Below are 21,158 nucleotides of genomic sequence, written 5' to 3' on the forward strand. Positions count from 1 at the left end.
TGTGGTGCTGGCACATGAACTGCAGTTGGTGTGTGGGCGCCATCGTTGGTGTGTGGGGCCCTGCGTCCGGGGGCTGCTACGCCGGGCGGACCAGGAGCGCGACCGGGTAGCGCGACAGGACGTCCGCCACCTTCGGGGCGGCGCCTTGCACCGCGGTGTCGGTGATGACGTCGTGCCAGTCCGCGGTGCCCTCGGGCAGGGGGAGGACCGTGTCGCCCCAGCCGCCCCGCCCCGCGAGGCCCACCGGCAGGCGCGTGGCCACCGCCACGAGCGAGGCCGAGCGCGCGAACGCCACGGCGTGCCGGGCGGCGGTGCCCTGCGCGGGCACGGGGCGGTAGCCGGTGAACACCTCGGGCCGGTAGCGGCGCAGCCGCAGCGCGCTGGCGGTGACCAGCAGTTTGGCGCCACCATCGGCGTCGACGTCGGGCAGCCAGCCGTCGTCGAGCCGGGCGAGGAGCTCGCGGCGGGCCGCCCAGTCGACGGGCCGGCGGTTGTCCGGGTCGACGAGGGAGTACTCGAAGAGCTCGGTGCCCTGGTAGACGTCGGGGACCCCGGGCCCGGCGAGCTGCAGGAGCTTCTGCCCCAGCGAGTTGGCCCGGCCCGGCCCGGCGATGCGGGCGACGAACTCCTCGATCTCCGCGACGAGGTCGGCGTCCGCGAGCACCTGCGCCGGCCACGCCGCGATGGCCTCGTCGACCTCGGGCACGGGCTCGACGTGGCTCGTGACCAGCTTGGCCTCCTTGGCCGCCTTCGCCAGGTAGCCGGACATCCGCTCGGCCGGGATCGGCCACGCGCCCACCAGGTTCTGCCAGGCCAGCAGCTCCAGCGACCGGTCGGGCAGCGGGTGCGCGGCCGCCCACCGGCGCACGCGCCGCGCCCACTCGCCCGGGATCTCGGCGAGGACGGCGAGTCGCGCACGGACGTCCTCGGAGCGCTTCGTGTCGTGGGTGGAGAGCGTGGTCATCGTGGCGGGCCAGGACGCCTCGCGCGCGGCGAGCGACCGGTGGAACTCCGCCGGGGCCATGCCGAACCGGGACGGGTCGCCGCCCACCTCGTTGAGCGCCACGAAGCGGTTCCACCGGTAGAACGCGGTGTCCTCGACGCCCTTGGCCATCACCATCCCGGACGTCTGCTGCACGCGGGTGGCGAGCTCGCCCGCCGGGTCGGCGAGCATCGCGGTGCGGATCGCGCCCAGGACGTCGGCGAGGTCGGGCCGGTGGGTGCGCGCCACGGTGACGGCGGTCTCGAGCGCCTCCCGGCCCTCGGGCAGGTAGCTGCGGTAGACGGGGAAGCCGCACAGCAGCTCCGCGACGGCAGCCTCCACCCGCCCCCGCCCTGCAGCAAGGTGGATTTGCTCCGGTTCAACCGGAGCAAAGCCACCTTGCTGCGGTTCGGAGGCCGGGACGAGCGCCGCGATGCGGCGGACCTCGGCGGCCAGGATCGTGTCGGCCACCTCGCGGCGGGCCGCGTGCTCGGCGGCGTGCGCCGACTCCTTGCGGCCCGTGTGCTCCGCGGCGAGCTGGGTGAGCAGGCCGGCGCCGTCCGGGTCGACGAACACGCCCTGGATCTCGCGCAGCGCCTCGTAGCCGGACGTGCCGCTCACCGGCCACGACGCCGGCAGATCCTCCCCGGCGCCGAGGATCTTCTCGACCAGCAGCCAGCGGTCCGGGCCGATCGCGGCCCGCAGCCGGCGCACGTAACCGCCGGGGTCGGACAGGCCGTCGGGGTGGTCGACCCGGATGCCGTCGACCTCGCCCGCCGCGACCCAGCGCAGGATCTCGCGGTGGGTCTTCTCGAAGATCTCGGGCAGCTCCACGCGCACGGCCGCGAGCGTGGACACGTCGAAGAACCGGCGGTAGGTCAGCTCGGCGGCGCCGCGCTTCCAGGAGACGAGCCGGTAGTGCTGCCGCTCGTGCACCTCCTGCGCGGTGCCGGTGTCGCCGGTGCCGGGTGCCACCGGGAACGCGCGCTCGTAGTACTGCAGCCGCGTGCGGTCGTCGGAGAGGGCGAGCTCGGAGAGGGCCTTCTCCTCGTCCGCGTCGAGGACAGGCAGCAGCAGTGGGCCCGCGGCCCAGTCGATGTCGAAGGTGGCGGCGTGCTCCGACGCCTTTCCGTGCGCGAGCACGTCCCACCACCAGGGGTTGGCCGCGGCGTCGTCGACGCCCAGGTGGTTGGGCACGATGTCCAGCACGAACCCCAGGCCGTGGTCGCGCACCGCCGCGACGAGCGCGGTGCGGCCCTCCTCGCCTCCCCGCTCGGCCGAGACCCGGGTCGGGTCGACGACGTCGTACCCGTGGTTCGACCCGGCGCCCGACTCGAGCAGCGGCGACGCGTACAGCGCGCCCACGCCGAGGGCCTCGAGGTAGGGCACCAGCTCGACGGCGTCGCCGAACGTGGTGTCCTTCGACAGCTGCAGCCGGTAGGTCGAGCTCGGTGCGGGGGCGTGGGGCGGGCTCACGAGCCCGCCCCCTGGTGCTGCAGGACGACCACCGAACGGGCCGGCACGCGGTGCACCCCGCCGCTCGCCACCGTGTGCGGCTCGGCGGCCGCGACGCCGGGTGCGGTGGCGAGGGTGAGCACCTCGCCCGAGGCGGTGTCCACCACCACCGCCCATTCCCTGCCGTACTCCGGCCCGGGGAGCGTGACGTCGATGTCCTCGTAGTGCGCGTTGAGGCAGAGCAGGAACGAGTCGTCGACGACGGGCTCGCCGCGGTTGTCGGACTCGGCGATGCCCTGGCCGTTGAGGAACACGGTGACGCACTTGCCGAATCCGGAGTCCCAGTCCTGCTCGGTCATCTCCACGCCCGACGGCGTGAACCAGGCGATGTCGGCGAGCGTCCCCGCCTTGCGCCTGCCCTTCGGGCGGCCCTCGAAGAACTTCCGTCTCCGGAACACCGGGTGCGTGTTGCGCAGCGCCGTGACGCCCGCCGTGAAGTGCACCAGCGGCGCGTTCTTCGTGGCGAGCGACCAGTCGACCCAGGACGTCTCGTTGTCCTGGCAGTAGACGTTGTTGTTGCCGCCCTGCGTGCGGCCGAGCTCGTCGCCGTGCAGCAGCATCGGCACGCCCTGGGACAGCATGAGCGTCGTGACGAAGTTGCGCTGCTGGCGGGCCCGCAGCGCGAGCACGGACTCGTCGTCGGTGGGCCCCTCCACCCCGCAGTTCCAGGAGCGGTTGTGGCTCTCCCCGTCGCCGCCGCCCTCCTGATTGGCCTCGTTGTGCTTGTCGTTGTACGAGACCAGGTCGGCGAGGGTGAAGCCGTCGTGCGCCGTGACGAAGTTGATCGACGCGTACGGGCGGCGGCCGTCGTCCTGGTAGAGGTCGGAGCTGCCGGTGATGCGGGAGGCGAACTCGCCGAGCGTGCCCGGCTCGCCGCGCCAGAAGTCGCGGACGGTGTCGCGGTACTTGCCGTTCCACTCCGTCCACAGGGGTGGGAAGTTGCCGACCTGGTACCCGCCGGGCCCGACGTCCCATGGCTCCGCGATCAGCTTCACCTGGCTGATCACCGGGTCCTGCTGCACGAGGTCGAAGAACACCGACAGGCGGTCGACGTCGTAGAACTCGCGGGCGAGGGTGGACGCCAGGTCGAACCGGAACCCGTCGACGTGCATCTCGGTGACCCAGTACCGCAGCGAGTCCATGATCAGCTGCAACGTGTGCGGGTTGCGCACGTTCAGCGAGTTGCCGGTGCCGGTGTAGTCCATGTAATAGCGCGGGTCGTCCTCGACGAGCCGGTAGTAGGCGCCGTTGTCGATGCCGCGCAGCGAGAGCGTCGGGCCGAGGTGGTTGCCCTCCGCGGTGTGGTTGTAGACGACGTCGAGGATGACCTCGATGCCCGCGTCGTGCAGGTCGCGGACCATCCCCTTGAACTCCTGCACCTGGTTGCCCGTGCGCCCGGACGACGTCGCGTAGGCGTGGTACGGGGCCAGGTAGGCGATGGTGTTGTAGCCCCAGTAGTTGGAGAGGCCCTTCTCCTGCAGGTGGTGGTCGTTCAGGAACTCGTGCACCGGCATGAGCTCCACGGCCGTGACGCCCAGCGTCCTCAGGTGCTCGATCATCACCGGGTGCGCGAGCCCGGTGTACGTGCCGCGCTGCTCCGGCGGGATCTCCGGGTGGTTGATCGTGAGGCCGCGGACGTGCGCCTCGTAGATCACCGACTCGTGGTACGGGGTGCGCGGCGCGCGGTCGGTGCCCCAGTCGAAGAACGGGTTGACCACCACCGACTTCGGCACGAAGGAGGCGGAGTCGGTGTCGCTGCGCCCCTCCTGCTGCCCGAAGGGATAGCCGAACACCGCCTCGTCCCACTGGACCGGTCCGTCGACCGCCTTCGTGTACGGGTCGATGAGCAGCTTGTTCGGGTTGCACCGAAGGCCCTGCGCGGGGTCGTAGGGTCCGTGCACCCGGTAGCCGTAGCGCTGGCCGGGCTCGACGCCGGGCAGGTACCCGTGGTGGACGAAGCCGTCGACCTCGCCCAGCGGGACGCGGGTCTCCTTGCCCCGTGCCGTGAAGAGGCAGAGCTCCACCTTCTCGGCGACCTCGGAGAAGATCGCGAAGTTGGTGCCGGACCCGTCGTAGGTGGCACCCAGGGGGTAGGCGTGGCCCGGCCACGGCCGCATCGGTTCCTCCGGCGTCTCGGGGATGACCGCCAGAGGCTACCCGGGTCACCCGATCCGGTGCCGGGTCGCAGTGCGACTCTGAAGAACGGTCAGGCGAGCCGCGCGGGGAAGCCCCCGGTGGCCACCGGGCTCCACCGCTCGGGCGTGATCCTGATCAGCGCTTTGCCCTGCTCCCGCATCGCGCGCCGGTACTCGTCCCAGTCCGGGTGCTCGCCGGAGATGCTGCGGAAGTAGTCGACGAGCGGGTCCACGGCATCGGGCAGCGTCAGCAGTTCGGCGTCGCCGTCGACCTGCACCCACGCGCCGCCGAAGTCGTCGGACAGCACGATGACCGAGGCCTTCCCGTGCCGCGCGACGTTCATCGCCTTCGCGCGCTCCGGGTAGGTGGCGACCACGATGCGTCCTTCGGCGTCGACGCCCGCGGTGACCGGCGAGCCCTGCCAGCCACCGTCCTTGCGGGGCGTGAGCAGCACCATCTTGTGCCGGCAGCGCATGAAGTCGACCAACGCGACGCGGTCGACGGGTGTGTTGGTGGCAATGCTCCGGGCCATGACCTACGAGGGTAGTGCGGCAGTCGATACCCTCCATCCCGATGAGCACTCTCTTCACCCGGATCATCGACGGGGAACTGCCCGGACGGTTCGTCTGGTCCGACGACCGGGCCGCCGGATTCCTCTCGATCAACCCGCTCGGGCCCGGCCACACGCTCGTGGTGCCCCGCGCCGAGGTCGACCACTGGGTCGACGCCGAGCCGGACCTGCTGGCGCACCTCACGTCCGTGGCCCACGCGGTGGGCGCGGCCGTGCGCGACGTCTGGCAGCCGCCCCGCGTCGGCCTGATCGTGGCCGGCTTCGAGGTCCCGCACCTGCACGTGCACGTGTTCCCGGCGTGGGACATGGCGGCCTTCGACTTCGCCAACGCGGCCCCGTCGGTGGAGGCGCTCGAGCAGGAGGGGCAGGCGGAGAAGCTGCGCACGGCGCTGCGGGCGGCCGGGCACGGGGAGCACGTGCCCGACTGACGTCGCGGAAGGTGCCATCGTGCAGCTGGTTCTCGTACGGCACGCGTTGCCGCAGCGGATCCGTCCCGCCGACGTCCCGGCCGCGGACCGGCCGGGCGGCCCGGCCGATCCGCCGCTGACCGCACGCGGTGAGGAGCAGGCGCAGCGGCTCGTGGGCGCGCTGGCGGGGGACTCGGTCACCGCGCTCTACACCAGCCCGCTGGCCAGGGCGCGGGCAACGGCGGCGCCGGTCGCCGCGGCGCTCGGGCTCGAGCCGGTCGTCGTCGACGACCTGCGCGAGTACGACGCCGACGCCACGCACTACGTGCCGGTCCACGAGATGCAGCGCCTGGATCCGGCCGCGTGGGAGCGGATGCGCGCCGGTCTCCTGCCCGGCTCGGTCGACGTCGGCGCGTTCACGAGCCGCGTCGCCGCCGCGTTCGAGGCGGTCGTCGCCGCGCACCCCGGGCGGGAGACCGCGGTGGTGGTCGCCCATGCCGGCGTCGTGAACACCTGGCTCGCGCAGCTACTCGGGTTGGCGCGGCCGCTGGTGTTCCCGCTCGACTACACCGGCGTCACCCGGGTCCTCGCCGGGCGTGACGGCCGCCGGGTCGTGCGCACGGTCAACGAGATCACCCACGTGGCGGACCTGCTCACGACGCCCGCCCCGCGATCGGGGAACGAGCCGGCATCCCGTGGCATCGACGCGTAGGACCCGGCTCGTCGCTCTCCGTGACGGGAGCGGGCCCGTTCCCGCCCCCGGGTGGCGCAGCGGGTGACGGAGCGGAGGCATTGTTGCGACGGGCGGGAGACACCAGGCAGCATGCCGATCGGGCGACACCCACCGCGCATGATCATTTACCGTCGGTAGACCGATCGAACCAGCCGGCACAGGTCGAGGGGAGCACGGCCGCATGGCGGGTACCGGACTCGGCGCGGTGTTCCGCGTCCCCGAGTTCCGGGTGCTGTGGGCCGCCGAGCTGTTCTCGATCGCGGGCGACCAGCTCGCCCGGGTCGCGCTGGCGGTGCTCGTCTACGGCCGCACCGGCTCCGCCCTGTGGGCCGCCATCGCCTACGCACTGACGTTTCTCCCGGCGTTGCTCGGCGGCGTGCTGCTGTCCGGGCTCGCCGACCGCTACCGCCGCCGCGAGGTCATGATCGTCGCGGACGTCGCACGCGCGGTGCTCGTCGCCGCGATGGCGATCCCGGGCCTGCCCCTGTGGGCGCTCTGCGCCCTCCTCGTCGCCGTCGTGCTGCTCGGCTCGCCCCACACCGCGGCCCAGCTCGCGCTCTACCCCGAGGTGCTCCGCGGCGAGCACTACGAGCGCGGCCTCGCCGTCCGGCAGATCACCAGCCAGGCGGCGCAGCTGCTCGGCTTCGCCACAGGTGGCCTGCTCGTCGCCGCGGTGAGCCCCGCTGTCGCGCTGCTGGGCAACGCCGTGTCGTTCGCGCTGTCGGCCGTGGTCGTCCGGATCGGGGTGGCCGATCGCCCGGCGCCCGTCCCCGAGGGCGGGGCCGACCACCCCGTCGGCGGGCTCCGCGGCATCGTCGCGGGACTCGTCGAGATCGCCACCGACCGGCGGCGCCGCGCGCTCGTCGTGCTCGCGTGGCTCGTCGGCTGGTACGTGGTGCCCGAGGCGCTCGCCGCCCCGTACGCCGACGCGCTCGGCGCGGGACCGGCCGTCGTCGGGCTGCTCATGGCGGCTGACCCGCTCGGCAGCGTGCTCGGGGCCTGGCTGTTCGTGCGCTTCGTACCCTCCGCGACGAGGGCGCGCCTCGTCGGCATCCTGGCCGTTGCGGCCGGGGTGCCACTCGCGCTCTGCATCCTGCGCCCGGGCGTCCCGCTCACCCTTCTCCTGTGGGCGGTGTCCGGGATGTTCTCCACCGCGTACCTGCTGCAGACACAGGCGAGCTTCGTCCGTGCCACGCCGGACGGGGGTCGGGGCCGCGCGATCGGGGTCGCGGCGTCCGGGATCATCGCGGCGCAAGGTGTCGCGGTGCTCCTCGGAGGCCTGCTCTCCGATGCGACCGATCCCGCCACCGCCGTCGCCGGGGCCGGCGTGCTCGGGGCGGTGTTGTCCGCCGGCGGCGGCGTGGCCTGGCATCGAGCCGATCGTGGCGTCGACGCCGTGGCCGAACCCGCGGTCCTGAACCGCGGCTGACTCGCCGGCTGCGGATGACGCTCCTGCGTCACCAGTTCTTGCCGCGCATGGGGGTTCCTTTCTGTGGGTGGTGTGTGGTGGGTGGTGGGGTCACCAGTTCTTGCCGCGCATGGGGGTTCCTTTCTGTGGGTGGTGTGTGGTGGGTGGTGGGGTCACCAGTTCTTGCCGCGCACGGGGGCTCCCTTCAGTGCGGTGGAGTGGGGGTGGGGTGGTCAGCATCCATACACCCGGCCGGGTCGGCGTCAATCACGGTCGCATGTCTGACGAGGGATGGTGCTCGGGATCGCTCAGCTTGGGCGTTCTGCTCCACCCGGTAGCGCCGAACGGCGCACCCCGTTCCGCCATCCGGCGGTCGAATGCAGCACAGCGCGATCCCCTGGTGACGGAGCGGACAGGAAGGCTGACACCGGCACGAGGCTGTACTAGGTTCATGCCTCCAGCGTCGAGTGGAAGTACGGATGTCAGCAGAACCCGGAGCGCGCCCGGGCGGGCGCGGGCCCAGCGCGCGGATCCGACGCTGGGTGGCCGGCTGGGACCTCTGGGAGGTACCCCGCCGGCTGGTCGTGCCGGTGTTCACGGTGGAGCTCACGGCGCTCGCCCTGCTGGTCTTCGGCGTCCTCGTCACCGTGCCGGAATCGCACGACGTCCGCACGGCGGTGCTCATCGGCGTGCTCGGCGTGGTCCACACCGAGATCGCGCGGGACGTCGAGCGGATACGCCGCCGCATCACGGGTGAGGAACTGCACGTCGACCTCGGTTCGGTGTGGTTCTTCATGGCGGCCGTCCTCCTGCCGCCCGGGTATGCGGCCCTGGTCACGGTCCTCGTCCATTCCCACATCTGGTACCGGGCCGGATACCGGCGTGCGCCGTTGTACCGCCAGGTGTTCAACAGCGCCACGATGATGATCTCGGCGTTCGCGGCGTCGTCGCTGATGTCCTACGTCTTCGCCCAGCAGGCGATCGACCTCCTGGACCCGCGCGCGTTGCTGGTGCTCTGCTTCGGGATGCTCGCCTTCCTGACCATCAACAGTGCGCTGGTGGCGGGCGCCATCGCCGTCAGCACCCCGCACGCCCGGCTCTCGCAGATGGTCGGCGTGTGGAGCGAGAACATGCTGGAGATCGCCACGCTCTCCCTCGGCGCGCTCGTCGCGATGGCGTACCTGACCAACCCGTGGCTCGCGCTCTTCTGCCTGCCGCCGCTCCTGGTGCTGCACCGGGCGGTCCTCGTCCGGCAGCTGGAGGAGGCCGCCAGCCTCGACGGCAAGACGGGCCTGCTCAACGCCGCCGCCTGGCACGTGCAGGCCGAGCGTGCGCTGCACCGGACGAAGCGCCGCGACGGCCCGCCCGGCGTCCTGGTCCTGGATCTGGACCACTTCAAGATCGTCAACGACACCCACGGCCACCTGGCGGGCGACCACGTGCTGACCGCGGTCGCCGACGTCCTGCGGGACGAGGTCAGGGAGCGCGATCTCGTCGGGCGCTTCGGCGGCGAGGAGTTCGTGGTGATGCTGGCCGGGCTCGGCGGAAGGGGTTCGTCCGAGCTCGAGGCGGTGGCGGAGCGGATCCGGCGGCGGGTCTCGGACCTGCGCGTCGAGATCCCCACCCCGGACGGGCCGCTCACCGTGCGCGGGCTGAGCGTGTCCGTCGGGTGCGCGGTCATGCCGGACGGCGGCGCCGAGCTGCGGGACCTCCTCGAGGTCGCCGACCGTGCGCTGTACGCGGCCAAGGGGGCCGGGCGCAACGCGGTTCGGGTGGGCACCCCGGCGTCGAGCCGTCCGGCGCTCCTGCCGGTGAACGTGAGCACGTCCCAGCCGGCCCCGGTGGAACCCCCCGGCCTTCGCAGCAACGCAGGCGACTGACGCGCCAACCTGCATTACGCTCCGTACTGTCACCGACACACTGGGGAGCGGGATGGTGCCGGAGCGAGGGTCATTCTCCGGTGGGTCGGCGCGCGCGTACGGCCGTGCCCCGCACCGCTGGCCGCTGTGGCGGCTGCCACGGCCGCTGCTCGGCACCGTGCTGCTCGTCGAGGCCGCCGCGGCCGCGTTGCTCGCCGTCGGGCTCCTGAACAGGCCCGTTCCGACCGTTCCGGAGCTGTGGGCCGGGGCCGTCCTCTGCGTGCTCGGTATCGCCTACAACGAGTTCGCCGTCGGCGTGGAGCAGGAACGCAGGCGGCTCGGCGGTGCCTCCCACATCGACCTCAGCTCGGTGTGGACGTTCGCGGCGGCGCTGATCCTGCCGGGTGCGCACGCCGCGGTGGTGGCGGCGGTCATCCTCCTGCACCTGTGGGCGCGGGCGTGGCGCCAGTGGGTGCCGCTGCACCGCCAGCTGTTCAGCGTCGCCACCGTGGTGCTCGCCTGCATCGCCGCCGCTGCCCTCCTGGACTCCGTGGGCCCTGGTCAGAGGCCGTTGTGGTCGGTGCTCGCCGCGATCGTCCTGTTCATGGCCGTCAACTCCGGGCTCATCGCCGCCGTCGTGGCCGTCGGCACGCCCCGCGCGGGTCCGGCGATGTTGTTCGGCCCGACGGACGAGAACCTCCTCGAGCTCGGCATGCTGTGCCTCGGCGCGCTGACCGCGATCGTGCTCGCGCTGAACCCCCTGCTGCTCGTGATGATGGTGCTCCCGCTGTACGCCGTGCTGAGGGCGGCGCTGATCCGGCCGTTGGAGGCCGCGGCCAGCACGGACGGCAAGACCGGGCTCCTCAACGCAGCCACCTGGGTCGCCGAGGCGGAACGGGTCCTGGCCGGCAGGGACGGCGCCGAGCGCGCGGGCGGCGTGCTGATCCTCGATCTGGACCACTTCAAGGCGGTCAACGACACGCACGGTCACGCCATGGGCGACCACGTGCTGACGGCGGTGGCGGACGCGTTGCGCCGGGTGGTGCGCGCGAGCGACCTCGTGGGCCGCATGGGCGGCGAGGAGTTCGTGGTGCTGCCGAGGCGTGCGGCGTTCGGGTCCCGGTCGGTGGAGCTCGACTCGGTGGAGCTGGAGGTGGTGGCCGAGCGGATCCGGGCCCACGTGGCGGACCTGCGGCTCGAGGTGCCGACGCTGCGGGGTCACCTGGTGATCGCCGGTCTGACCGTCTCGGTCGGCGGAGCGGTGGCGTGCGCGCAGGGCAGCGATCTCCCCGCGCTGCTGCAGACCGCGGACACCGCCCTCTACGCGGCCAAGCGGGCCGGCCGCAACACGGTGCGGATCGCGGTGACGTCCTCGGCGGTTCCGTCCACGCGGTCCTTCTCGGTGCAGGACGGGGCGCGGGCGAAGGACTGATCGCCGGGTGCGGTGGCGGGGCGCCGGGACCGCACCCGGCGACCTCGCCGGTGTGCGGGCGTCGATCAGGTCCAATCCCGGTTGCGCATCGCGTGCCCTCCTTCCCCGATTCGATCTCCAATGAATGCATGGGTGAATGACGGCGCCCGCGCTTTTCGCGGTCCCGGTCGGAGGTGTCGACCCGGGCGATGCGGGCGGATACTGCATTCAGGTGTGCAGTTACGCCGCGAGATGGCGGAATGGTGCGATCGCACCGCTACCTCATCTCACAGTGTCACGGTCCGGGCCGATCGACAGCCCGTGTGGGTGACACGACGAGGGTCCTCCACTACGCTCGGTGCTGACGCCCAGGATCGACCGAGAGCGCTGATGTCCGCACATCCCGAGGGAGCTCGTCCTGCGGTCGGCGCGTGGTCGGTCCGGCGGTGGTCGCTCTGGGAGTTGCCGCACTGGCTCGCGGGTTCGGTGCTCGTCGTGGAGGCCACGACGATCGGGCTGGTGGTTGCGGTCGCCGTGCGGACGCCGGTGCCGGACGCGCTCCAGATGCTGCAGTCGGGGATCCTCGCGGGCCTCGGAATCCTGCACACGGAGGCCGCGGTCGGCGTCGAGCGGCTCCGCAGGCGGGTGATGGTCGGCAACCACGCCAACCTCAGCTCGGTGTGGACGTTCGCGGGTGCGCTCGTGCTGCCGCCCGCCTGCGCGGCGGCCGTGGCCGTCGTGATCCACCTGCACGTGTGGGTGCGCACCGGACGACCCCGGGTGCCGCTCTACCGCAGCGTCTACAGCGCCGCCACGATCGTGCTGGCCTGTTTCGGTGCCGCCGCCGTCATCGGCTACCTCGGGTCCGGGGCACAGCCGCTGACGACCGCAGGGCTCCCGGGCATCGTGCTCGCGTTGTTCGCCTACACGACGATCAACACCGGGCTCGTCGCCGGCGCCGTCGCGATGAGCGCCCCGCAGCCCGATCTGGCCCGGGTCCTCGGCCGCTGGGACGACAACCTCCTCGAGTTCGCCACGCTCTCGCTCGGCGCCCTCACGGCGGTGGCGCTGGCGGTCAACCCGTGGCTCGTGCTGCTCGCCCTTCCGCCGCTCGTCGTGCTGCACCGGGCCGTGCTCGTGCGCCACCTGGAGGAGGCCGCGAGCATCGACGGCAAGACCGGCCTGCTGAACGCCGTGGCGTGGAACGCCCAGGCGGAGCGGCTGCTGCAGCGGAGCAGTCGCTCCGCCGGTCCACGCGGGGTCCTCGTGCTGGACCTGGACCACTTCAAGGCGGTCAACGACACGCACGGCCACCTCGTGGGTGACCGGGTGCTCGCCGCCGTGGCCGGGGCGCTGCGTGCCGAGGTCCGCGAGCACGACCTCGTGGGCCGGTTCGGCGGTGAGGAGTTCGTGGTGCTGCTCGCCGGGCCGGCTGCCGGCGCGACCGGCGAGCTGGAGGCGGTGGCCGAGCGCATCCGCAGCCGGGTGGCGGCCCTCCGGGTGGAGGTCCCCACGCCGGACGGCCCGCTCACGGTCTCCGGGCTCACCGTCTCGATCGGGGTGTCCGTCGCGCCCGCCGAGGGTGCCGATCTGCGCACCCTGCTTCAGGTCGCGGACACCGCGCTGTACGCCGCCAAGCGGGCAGGCCGCAACATCGTGCGCGCCGGGGCACCGCCCGGGTCGGCGTCCCCGGTCGCGTCCCGCCACGGTGGTGAGCGCCCTCCGGGCGACGGATGGATTGTGCACGGAGAGTGACGGACTGGTCGCGGAGGACCACCCCCATGTGCGATCTCAGTCCTCCTGACATGCCGATCCCGCCTCACTAACCTCGCCGTCAGGCACCTGGCGGTCGCGGCAAGGGGAGGGGGCGGGCGTGGTGGAGCCGTTGCACGCGCACAGCCCGGCGGGCCACCCCGACCCCGCCGGATGGGAGTTGTGGCGGTTGCCGAGCAGGGCGGTGGCCCTGATCCTCGCCGTGGAGGCCGCGGCCGTGGTGTCCGTCGGCACGCACCTCGGGACGCCGGCGGGCGCCGCGTTCACCGGTGAGGCACTGGCGCTGGCGGCGTTCCTGACGTTGCTCAGCGTGGTGCACACCGAGCTTGCCACCGGCATCGAACGGATCCGCCGCCGGGCGGCCGAGACCTCGTACTTCGATCTCAGCTCGGTCTGGACGTTCGCCGCGGCGCTCCTGCTGCCACCCGCGCTCGCGGCGGCCGTGATCGCCGCCGTCTACCTGCACCTGTGGCAGCGCGTGTGGCGGCCCGCGAAGGTGCCCCTGCACCGGCACCTCTACACGACCGCCACCGTCGTCCTCGCCGCAGGCGCGGCGCACGCCGCCGTGGAGCAGGCCGGTGGGCTGCCGGCCACCCCGGACGACGTCGCGGGCGTCGCCGGCATCGCGGTGGCCGTGCTGCTCTACGTCGTCGTCAACACGCTCCTCGTCGCGGGTGTCATCGCGCTCACCAGTGAGTGGCCCGGCCTGCGCGCGCTCGTCGGTCGCCTCGACGACAACGCCCTCGAGGTGGCCACGCTCTGCATGGGCGGGCTCGCCGCCGTCGCGATCGGGTCGACGCCGTGGCTGGTGGCGCTGGTGCTGCCACCGATCCTCGTGCTGCACCGCGCGGTGCTGGTGCGCCAGCTCGAGGAGGTCGCGAGCACCGACGCGAAGACCGGCCTCCTCAACTCGGCCGCATGGCAGGCCGAGGCGGCCCGCGCCGTGCGCCGGGCCCAGCGGGCCAACGGCGTGGCCGCCGTGCTCATCCTCGACCTCGACCACTTCAAGCTGGTCAACGACGCGCACGGGCACCTCGCGGGCGACGAGGTCCTGGCCGCCGTCGCCGCGCAGCTGCGCGGCGGCGTGCGCGAGAACGACCCCGTCGGCCGGTTCGGCGGCGAGGAGTTCGTGGTGCTGCTGGCGGACCTGCCGGCCGGGGCGCTCGGCCGCGCCGAGGTGCGGGCGGCGGCCGAACGGCTGCGGCGGCTCGTGGCCGAGCTCGAGATCCCGGTCTGCACCCCCGACGGCAACCTCACCATCAGCGGCCTGACCGTCTCGGTCGGTGGCGCCTCGGTCCCCACCGACGGCACCACGCTCGACCAGGTGCTCAAGGTCGCCGACGCGTCGCTCTACGCGGCCAAGCGCGGGGGGCGCAACCTCGTGCGGATCGCGGGCCCGGTGCAGATCCCGGCTCCGCGGACGGCGGCGGGTTAGCGGAGGCGGGTGTGGCGCAGTCGCCACGCGCCGGTTGATCGGTCCGAGGTTGGCCCGAGAGCCCTCGGTCGGGCGCCAACCCGGATTTCGGAACGGTCAATGCGCGACAATCCGTTCGAGACCTGCCGGATCGCCCGGCCGGGGGCGTCGGGCGTGACATCGCAACGATCGCCGCTCGCGAGCCGTGCGGGCGCGCGCGATCCTCGAGCTTCCGTAAGCTGGCCCGGTGACCGTGTTGCGATCCGTCCGTGGCCCGGGCGACCTGAAACGGCTCCGGCCCGACGATCTCCCGGCTCTGGCCACCGAGATCCGTGAGGAGCTGGTGGCGGCGGTGTCGCGCACCGGCGGGCACCTCGGCCCCAACCTGGGCGTGGTCGAGCTCACGATCGCGCTGCACCGGGTGTTCGACTCACCCCGCGACACGCTGATCTGGGACACCGGCCACCAGGCGTACGTCCACAAGATGCTCACCGGCCGCCACGACGGCTGGGAGTCGCTCAAGAAGACCGGGGGGCTGTCGGGCTACCCGAGCCGCGAGGAGAGCGAGCACGACCACGTCGAGAACAGCCACGCCTCCACGTCGCTGTCCTGGGCCGACGGCATCGCGCGCGGCTACGCGCTCACCGGCCAGGACCGCCGCGTCGTCGCGGTGATCGGCGACGGCGCCCTCACGGGTGGGATGGCGTGGGAGGCGCTGAACAACATCGCGGCGGGCAAGGACCGCAACGTCGTCATCGTCGTCAACGACAACGGCCGCTCCTACTCACCGACGATCGGCGGCCTCGCCGACCGGCTGGCCTCGCTGCGGCTGCAACCCGGCTACGAGCGGGTGCTGGAGGCCGGCAAGCAGGCGCTGTCCCGCACCCCGGTGGTGGGCGGGCCGATCTACGCCGGGCTGCACGCGCTCAAAGCGGGGGTCAAGGACGCGCTGAGCCCGCAGGAGCTGTTCTCCGACCTGGGCCTGAAGTACTTCGGCCCGGTCGACGGGCACGACATCGCCTCCATGGAGTCGGCGCTGCGCCGGGCCCGGCACTTCGGCGGCCCGGTGATCGTGCACGCCGTCACGCAGAAGGGGCGCGGTTACCCGCCCGCCGAGAACGACGAGGCCGAGCAGATGCACAGCCCGGCCGCGTTCGACCCGGAGACCGGGCAGCCCACGGCGCCGCCGTCCGTCGGCTGGACGAGCGTGTTCTCGCAGGAGCTGGTGGCCCTCGGGGCCCGCAGGCCCGACATCGTCGCGATCACGGCGGCGATGCTCGGCCCCACCGGCCTCGCGCCGTTCGCGCGGGCGTTCCCGGAGCGCTGCGTCGACGTCGGCATCGCCGAGCAGCACGCGCTGACATCCGCCGCGGGCCTCGCGACGAGCGGGATGCACCCGGTCGTCGCCCTCTACTCGACGTTCCTCAACCGGGCGTTCGACCAGCTCCTGATGGACGTGTCCCTGCACGGCAAGGGCGTCACGCTGGTGCTGGACCGCGCGGGTGTCACCGGCAACGACGGCCCGTCGCACAACGGGATGTGGGACCTGTCGCTGCTCGGCATCGTGCCCGGCATGCGCGTGGCCGCCCCGCGGGACATCGGCACGCTGCGTGAGGAGCTGGCCGAGGCCGTCGCGGTCGAGGACGGGCCCACCGCGATCCGCTTCCCCAAGGGCGCGGTCATCGAGTCGGTGCCCGCCCTGCGCCGCGTGGACGGCGTCGACGTGCTGTACGAGCCCCCGGCGGACGAGTCGTCGGTGCTGCTGGTCTGCGCCGGAGCGTTCGGGGAGCTCGGCGTCGCGGCGGCACGGCGGCTGGAGCAGCAGGGCGTCTCGGTCACCGTCGTCGACCCGAGGTGGGTGCTGCCGGTCCCCGGCGCGCTCGTCGACCTCGCCCGCACCCACCGCCTCGTCGTCACCGTCAGCGACTGCGGCGGCCACGGCGGCTTCGGCTCCGCGCTGGCCGCGGTGCTGCGCGACGCCGAGTGCGACGTCCCGCTGCGCGACCTCGCGCTCCCGCAACGCTTCCTCGACCACGGCAGCCGGGCCGACGTGCTCCATGCCGCCGGGCTCACCGTGCAGGGCGTGGCCCGCCGCGTCACCGAGTGGGCCTCCGCGCTGCCGGTCGGGGCCGGTCCGATCGCGGCGGAGCGCGCACCGTCGGAGGAGGCACGCTGATGCGGGTGCTGGTCGTCGAGGACGAGCGGGCGCTGGCCGACGCCGTGGCGCGCGGCCTGCGCCGGGAGGGCATGGCCGTGGACGTCGCCTACGACGGCGACACCGGCCACGAGAAGTCGGTGATCACGCGCTACGACGTGGTGGTGCTGGACCGGGACCTGCCGGGGATGTCCGGCGACCGCCTGTGCACCGAGATCGTCTCCGCCGGGTCCACCACCCGGGTGCTGATGCTGACGGCGAGCGGCACCCTCGCCGACAAGGTCGACGGGCTGTCCCGCGGCGCCGACGACTACCTGGCCAAGCCGTTCGACTTCCCCGAGCTCGTGGCGCGCTGCCGGGCGCTCGGCCGCCGGGCCACCCCGGCCGTGCCGCCGATGCTGATGGCGGGTGACGTCGCGCTCGACCCGGCCCGGCGCACGGTGCGCCGCGCCGACCGGCCCGTCGAGCTCACCCGCAAGGAGTTCGGGGTGCTGGAGGTGCTGCTGGCGGCGGGTGGTGCCGTGGTGAGCAGCGAGGAGCTCCTCGAGCGGGTCTGGGACGAGAACGCCGACCCGTTCACCACCACCGTCCGGGTCACCGTGATGACCCTGCGCAAGAAGCTCGGCGATCCCGGCGTCATCGAGACCGTGGTCGGCGCCGGCTACCGGGTGCCCGCCGCAGGCTGACGAGGGGGCAACCGTGGCCGAGCCCGCGCCGGCCCCGACCCGCACCGCGGGCCGGCCACCGCAACCGGCGGTCCCGGTCGCGCCGCCGCCCGAGGCCGAACGGGTGCCGCGGCGGCGCGGGGTGGGGCTGCGGCCGCGGCTCACGCTCGTCTGCACGGCTGTGGTCGCGCTCGTCAGCGCGCTGCTGCTGTGGCTCGGGTGGCTGCTGGTCGGCGGGGTGGCGCGGAGCGTGCCGTCGTTGCCGGCGGGCACCACGGTCCGCGTGGGCGGGGTCAGCGTGCCGGCCGAGCGGCTCAACGAGGCCATCGGCGCCGCCGCGCGCCTCGACGTCCTCCGGGCCGGGCTGATCGCGTTCCCGCTCGTCGTCGCCGCCGCGGCCGTTGTGTCCTGGGTGCTCGTCGGGCGGGTGCTCGGCCCGTTGCACGCCGTCACGGCCACGGCGCGGCGCCTCACCGTCGAGTCCCTGGACACGCGCACCGGCCTGCAGGACGCCCACGGCGAGGTCGCCGAGCTGGCCGCGGGCTTCGACGCGATGCTCGACCGGCTGCAGGCGGCGTTCGACGCCCAGCGCCGGTTCGTCGCGAACGCGAGCCACGAGCTGCGCACGCCGCTGTCGGTGCTGCGCACCGAGGTGGACGTCACCCTCTCCGATCCCGACGCCGACGAGGCGGAGCTGCGCCGGATGGCGGCCGTCGTGCGCGCGGCCACCCGCCGCGCCGACGACCTCATCGCCGGCCTGCTGCTGCTCGCCCGCACCGAGGGCGCCGAGCTCACCGAGGTGCGCCCGGTCGACCTGGCCGACGTCACGGTGCCGGCGCTCGCCGCAGTGCGGACGGAGGCGGGTCGGCGCGGGCTGCGCATCCAGGTCCAGACCGCTGCGGCCCCGACGCGCGGCGACCCGGTGCTGCTGGAACGCGTGGCCGGCAACCTCGTCGAGAACGCGGTGCGGCACAACGTGGCGGGCGGATGGCTGGAGGTGTCCACCGGCGCGGTCGACGGCACGGCCCGGCTGCAGGTCTCCTCCAGCGGGGCGGAGATCCCGGGCGACCGGGTGGCCGAGCTGTTCGAGCCCTTCCGGCGCGGCCCCGTGGCCCGCACCGCCGACACCCCCGGGTCCGGGCTGGGCCTCTCGATCGTCCGTGCCGTCGTGCAGGCCCACGGCGGCCGCGTGCGGGCCGAGCCGGTGCGGGGCGGAGGCCTGACCGTGACGGTGGAGCTGCCGGCCCGCTGAAGCTCGTCAGTGGCAGGTCAGTGCCTTCCCCAGGTCGTCCGCCAGTAGGTCGATCTGCCACTCCCTCGCGCCTCCGGCGCGCAGGGCCGCGCGGACGTCCCCGTCGGCGGGTGGGCTCCAGCAGAGTCGCCGCAGCAGGTCGGGCTGCAAGAGGTTCTCCACCGGGACGCGCCACTGCTCGCCCATCTCGGCGACGGCGGCGCGGGCGGTCGCGAGCCGGGTGGCCGCGTCCGGGTCCCGGTCGGTCCACCGCGAGACCGGGGGCGGACCGTCGGCGGGCGGGGCGGAGCGCGGGTACCCGGACGGGTCGAGCGCGTACGCCTTCTCCAGGGCCCCGAACCAGTACGACGTGAGGCGGCGCTGGGCGCGGCCGCGGAAGGTCGGCATGCCGGCGAGGGCCTGCGGGGTGGCCGGCTCCGCGGCGGCCGCCGCGACGATCGCGCTGTCCGGCAGCACCCGACCGGGAGCGATGTCGCGCTCGGCGGCGAGCCGGTCGCGGGCCTCCCACAGCGCACGGGCGGCGGCCAGCAGCCGCGGCTTGCGCAGCTTGTGGACCCCCGACAGCCGCCGCCACGGCTCGGCGCGGGGCGGGTGCGGCGGGGCGGTGCGGACGGCCTCGAACTCCTGCAACGCCCATTCGAGCTTGCCCTGCTCGGCCAGCTCCTCGGCGAGGACGTCGCGCAGCTCGACGAGCACCTCGACGTCGAGCGCGGCGTAGACCAGCCAGTCCGCGGGCAGCGGGCGTCGGGACCAGTCGGCCGCGCCGTGCCCCTTCTCCAGCGACAGCCCCAGCAGCTGCTCGACCAGCGGCCCGAGTCCGACGCGGGGGAATCCGGCGAGCCGCGCGGCCAGCTCCGTGTCGAACAGCCGGGTCGGTGCGAGCCCCACCTCGGCGAGGCACGGCAGGTCCTGGCTGGCCGCGTGCAGCACCCACTCGGGCCCGGTGAGGGCGGGCCCGAGCGGCGAGAGGTCGCTGCCGAGGGGGATCGGGTCGATCAGGGCAGTGCCCGCGCCACCCCGCCGCAACTGGACGAGGTAGGCGCGCTGCGAGTACCGGAACCCGGACGCCCGTTCGGCGTCGACGGCGATGGGCCCACTGCCGCCGGCGAATGTGGCGGCGGTGTGGTCGAGCGCAGAGCGGTCGGCGACGACCGGAGGCAACCCGTCGGCCGGTTGCAGCAGCGGAACCGGCGCCGGGGTGTCCGGGTCTTCGTTCTCGAGTGCTTCTTCTGTCAGCGGATGACCCCGGCACGCATCGCCAGCGCGACCATCTGGGCGCGGTCACCGGTGCCGAGCTTGCGCCCGATGCGCGAGAGATGGCTCTTCACGGTGAGCGCGGACAGGCTCAAGGCCTCGCCGATCTCCTTGTTGGACTGCCCGTCCGCGACGAGCTGCAGGACCTCCACCTCGCGCGCCGACAGCTCGCGCGGGGTGTTGTCGGTGCCCGGAACCCGGGTGCCGGTGGCAAGCAGCGGGGCGACCGTCGGGTCGGCGTACACGCCGCCGTCCAGCACCCGCTTGACGCCGTCGGTGACGATCGCCGCCGACGCCGACTTCAGCAGGTACGCCTGCGCACCCGCCTGGAACGCCGAACGCACCGCGTACGGGTCGTCCGACGAGGCGAGCACCACAAGACGGTTCCAGCCCAGCGATCGCAGCTCGGTGACGAGGTCGAGCCCACTGCCGTCGGGCAAGCCCAGATCGAGGATCGCCAGGTCGCACGGCCCGTTGGCGTGCGCACGTGCGCGCGCCTCCGCAACCGATGCGGCCTCGTACACCGTGCCCGCACCCATCGAGCGCAGCCGGGCGGCGATCGCCTCGCGCAGCAGTGGGTGGTCATCGACCACCAACACTGAGAACAGCTCTTCCCGCGGGTGCGGGACCATCGCGGGCGACAGCACGGCATGCGCGGGTGGGTGTCCCGCAGCGCCGCGCACTGGCGCGCCCTGGCCCACAACGGCCACGTCACTACCTCCCTGGAGTCGGTCGTTGCCCCCCGACCGGCACCAGACCCCCGGTCGGATGGAACTACTCGCCCGACCGCCCGAGGAGGTGTCGTGGAGGAAGCCTAGCCCCCCAAGCGGTCTAACGTCGTGTATCGGATCGAACTTCTCTGGGTGAAAGTTACAGCGTTGTCGAAGCCCATCCACTCGTCCGGGTGAGGATTTTGATCACTGGGAGCATCGAAAGTGCTGGTGAACCCGCGGATCACCCCATCGTGGAGGCGTCCGGTTTCAGACTCGACGAGTTGCCAGAGGAAGCACACCGACGGGTGGCAGGCCGGCCGCGGAGGCCACCAATGCGCAGAACGCTTCGGCGTGTCGCGACAGGTCGGCGCCGACCGGCGTCCAGGAGGCGCGCAGCTCCACGTCGTCGTCGCGGCGCGGCCCGGCGATGTCACCGAACCGCACCGAGGACGTCTGCGTGACGGTGCCGCCGAGCGCGACGTGCTCGGCGCCGGTCTGCTCCAGCGCCTCGGTCAACCAGGACCAGCCGACGACCGGCAGCATCTCGTCGCCGAGCTGTTCGGGTTCCAGCCGGGCCTGCACGAAGCACACGAGCCGGAAGGTGCCCTCCCAGGCGTCCTGGCCGGCGGGGTCGTGCAGCAGGATGAGCCGGCCGCTCGTGTCCGGCTCCGTCGTGTCCGGGTCGTCGGTCACCGTCTCCACGCTGAACGCCCAGGTCCACGGGGCGAGGCGGGGCGGCGCATCGAGCGGCGAGAGCAGGAGTTCGGGGCGCGGGCGCACGGCGCGCAGCGAGGCGACGGCCTGCTGGAACTCCGGTGGTGGGGCGGGCGCGTCGGACACGAGCGAGGACTCTAGGTCGCTCTCGGTGATCCGCAGCCTAGGCGCGCCGCACATCAGACAACCCGGACGT

Annotated in this window: 16 protein-coding genes; 10 read left to right on the plus strand and 6 right to left on the minus strand. The window is 73.3% G+C overall.

From position 1 onward, the window contains the following. Positions 1 to 76 precede the first annotated feature (76 nt). From treY to ACU436_RS28885, 3 genes are all read right to left on the minus strand, one after another. Entirely contained in the window at positions 77 to 2,458 is a 2,382-nt protein-coding gene (gene treY / locus ACU436_RS28875; RefSeq protein ID WP_459030125.1) for a malto-oligosyltrehalose synthase, read from the minus strand. After that, on the minus strand, positions 2,455 to 4,614 hold the full coding sequence (gene glgX / locus ACU436_RS28880) for a glycogen debranching protein GlgX (RefSeq protein WP_459030126.1): 2,160 nt from the start codon (positions 4,612 to 4,614) through the stop codon (positions 2,455 to 2,457). Before glgX ends, treY begins: the two co-directional genes overlap by 4 nt. 89 nt (positions 4,615 to 4,703) lie before the next feature. Then, positions 4,704 to 5,165, minus strand: coding sequence for a PPOX class F420-dependent oxidoreductase (locus ACU436_RS28885; RefSeq protein ID WP_459030127.1), 462 nt, complete (start codon positions 5,163 to 5,165; stop codon positions 4,704 to 4,706). A gap of 41 nt (positions 5,166 to 5,206) precedes the next feature. Between ACU436_RS28885 and ACU436_RS28890 the strand changes: the two genes are divergently transcribed. From ACU436_RS28890 to ACU436_RS28935, 10 genes are all read left to right on the plus strand, one after another. Continuing rightward, on the plus strand, positions 5,207 to 5,632 hold the full coding sequence (locus ACU436_RS28890) for an HIT family protein (protein ID WP_459030128.1): 426 nt from the start codon (positions 5,207 to 5,209) through the stop codon (positions 5,630 to 5,632). A gap of 19 nt (positions 5,633 to 5,651) precedes the next feature. After that, the gene (locus ACU436_RS28895) at positions 5,652 to 6,323 is read left to right on the plus strand and encodes a histidine phosphatase family protein (protein ID WP_459030129.1); all 672 of its coding nucleotides are present in this window, start codon (positions 5,652 to 5,654) and stop codon (positions 6,321 to 6,323) included. A 202-nt stretch (positions 6,324 to 6,525) separates the two neighbouring features. Beyond that, the gene (locus ACU436_RS28900) at positions 6,526 to 7,773 is read left to right on the plus strand and encodes an MFS transporter (protein WP_459030130.1); all 1,248 of its coding nucleotides are present in this window, start codon (positions 6,526 to 6,528) and stop codon (positions 7,771 to 7,773) included. A gap of 458 nt (positions 7,774 to 8,231) precedes the next feature. Further along, the gene (locus ACU436_RS28905) at positions 8,232 to 9,632 is read left to right on the plus strand and encodes a GGDEF domain-containing protein (protein WP_459030131.1); all 1,401 of its coding nucleotides are present in this window, start codon (positions 8,232 to 8,234) and stop codon (positions 9,630 to 9,632) included. 52 nt (positions 9,633 to 9,684) lie between these two features. Beyond that, entirely contained in the window at positions 9,685 to 11,043 is a 1,359-nt protein-coding gene (locus tag ACU436_RS28910) for a GGDEF domain-containing protein (RefSeq protein WP_459030132.1), read from the plus strand. 369 nt (positions 11,044 to 11,412) lie between these two features. Beyond that, positions 11,413 to 12,777 carry a GGDEF domain-containing protein gene (locus ACU436_RS28915; protein WP_459030133.1) on the plus strand — a complete coding sequence of 455 codons (1,365 nt, stop codon included), beginning with the start codon at positions 11,413 to 11,415 and terminating at the stop codon, positions 12,775 to 12,777. Between the two features lie 118 nt (positions 12,778 to 12,895). Then, the gene (locus ACU436_RS28920) at positions 12,896 to 14,230 is read left to right on the plus strand and encodes a sensor domain-containing diguanylate cyclase (protein ID WP_459030134.1); all 1,335 of its coding nucleotides are present in this window, start codon (positions 12,896 to 12,898) and stop codon (positions 14,228 to 14,230) included. Between the two features lie 226 nt (positions 14,231 to 14,456). Further along, entirely contained in the window at positions 14,457 to 16,385 is a 1,929-nt protein-coding gene (gene dxs, locus ACU436_RS28925; RefSeq protein WP_459030135.1) for a 1-deoxy-D-xylulose-5-phosphate synthase, read from the plus strand. Next, positions 16,385 to 17,050, plus strand: a complete 666-nt coding sequence (locus ACU436_RS28930) for a response regulator transcription factor (protein ID WP_459030136.1) — start codon at positions 16,385 to 16,387, stop codon at positions 17,048 to 17,050. The genes dxs and ACU436_RS28930 overlap by 1 nt, the downstream gene beginning before the upstream one ends. 103 nt (positions 17,051 to 17,153) lie before the next feature. Continuing rightward, the gene (locus ACU436_RS28935) at positions 17,154 to 18,281 is read left to right on the plus strand and encodes a sensor histidine kinase (protein ID WP_459030356.1); all 1,128 of its coding nucleotides are present in this window, start codon (positions 17,154 to 17,156) and stop codon (positions 18,279 to 18,281) included. A 6-nt stretch (positions 18,282 to 18,287) separates the two neighbouring features. Here ACU436_RS28935 and ACU436_RS28940 read toward each other — a convergent pair whose 3' ends face one another. From ACU436_RS28940 to ACU436_RS28950, 3 genes are all read right to left on the minus strand, one after another. After that, on the minus strand, positions 18,288 to 19,517 hold the full coding sequence (locus ACU436_RS28940; protein WP_459030357.1) for an HRDC domain-containing protein: 1,230 nt from the start codon (positions 19,515 to 19,517) through the stop codon (positions 18,288 to 18,290). After that, the gene (locus ACU436_RS28945) at positions 19,514 to 20,245 is read right to left on the minus strand and encodes a LuxR C-terminal-related transcriptional regulator (RefSeq protein WP_379590190.1); all 732 of its coding nucleotides are present in this window, start codon (positions 20,243 to 20,245) and stop codon (positions 19,514 to 19,516) included. The genes ACU436_RS28940 and ACU436_RS28945 overlap by 4 nt, the downstream gene beginning before the upstream one ends. A gap of 270 nt (positions 20,246 to 20,515) precedes the next feature. Continuing rightward, positions 20,516 to 21,088 (minus strand): DUF3000 domain-containing protein, encoded by a 573-nt coding sequence (locus tag ACU436_RS28950; protein WP_459030137.1) that lies wholly within the window; start codon positions 21,086 to 21,088, stop codon positions 20,516 to 20,518. Between the last annotated feature and the right edge of the window lie 70 nt (positions 21,089 to 21,158).

Source organism: Pseudonocardia wallangbongensis, from assembly GCF_054486945.1.

Bases quoted from the DNA above. Each gene is read 5' to 3' on its own strand.
- ACU436_RS28905 (WP_459030131.1), top strand. From the start codon at position 8,232: ATGTCAGCAGAACCCGGAGCGCGCCCGGGCGGGCGCGGGCCCAGCGCG.
- ACU436_RS28890 (WP_459030128.1), top strand. From the start codon at position 5,207: ATGAGCACTCTCTTCACCCGGATCATCGACGGGGAACTGCCCGGACGG.
- ACU436_RS28915 (WP_459030133.1), top strand. From the start codon at position 11,413: ATGTCCGCACATCCCGAGGGAGCTCGTCCTGCGGTCGGCGCGTGGTCG.
- ACU436_RS28885 (WP_459030127.1), bottom strand. From the start codon at position 5,165: ATGGCCCGGAGCATTGCCACCAACACACCCGTCGACCGCGTCGCGTTG.
- ACU436_RS28930 (WP_459030136.1), top strand. From the start codon at position 16,385: ATGCGGGTGCTGGTCGTCGAGGACGAGCGGGCGCTGGCCGACGCCGTG.
- ACU436_RS28900 (WP_459030130.1), top strand. From the start codon at position 6,526: ATGGCGGGTACCGGACTCGGCGCGGTGTTCCGCGTCCCCGAGTTCCGG.
- glgX (WP_459030126.1), bottom strand. From the start codon at position 4,614: ATGCGGCCGTGGCCGGGCCACGCCTACCCCCTGGGTGCCACCTACGAC.
- ACU436_RS28910 (WP_459030132.1), top strand. From the start codon at position 9,685: ATGGTGCCGGAGCGAGGGTCATTCTCCGGTGGGTCGGCGCGCGCGTAC.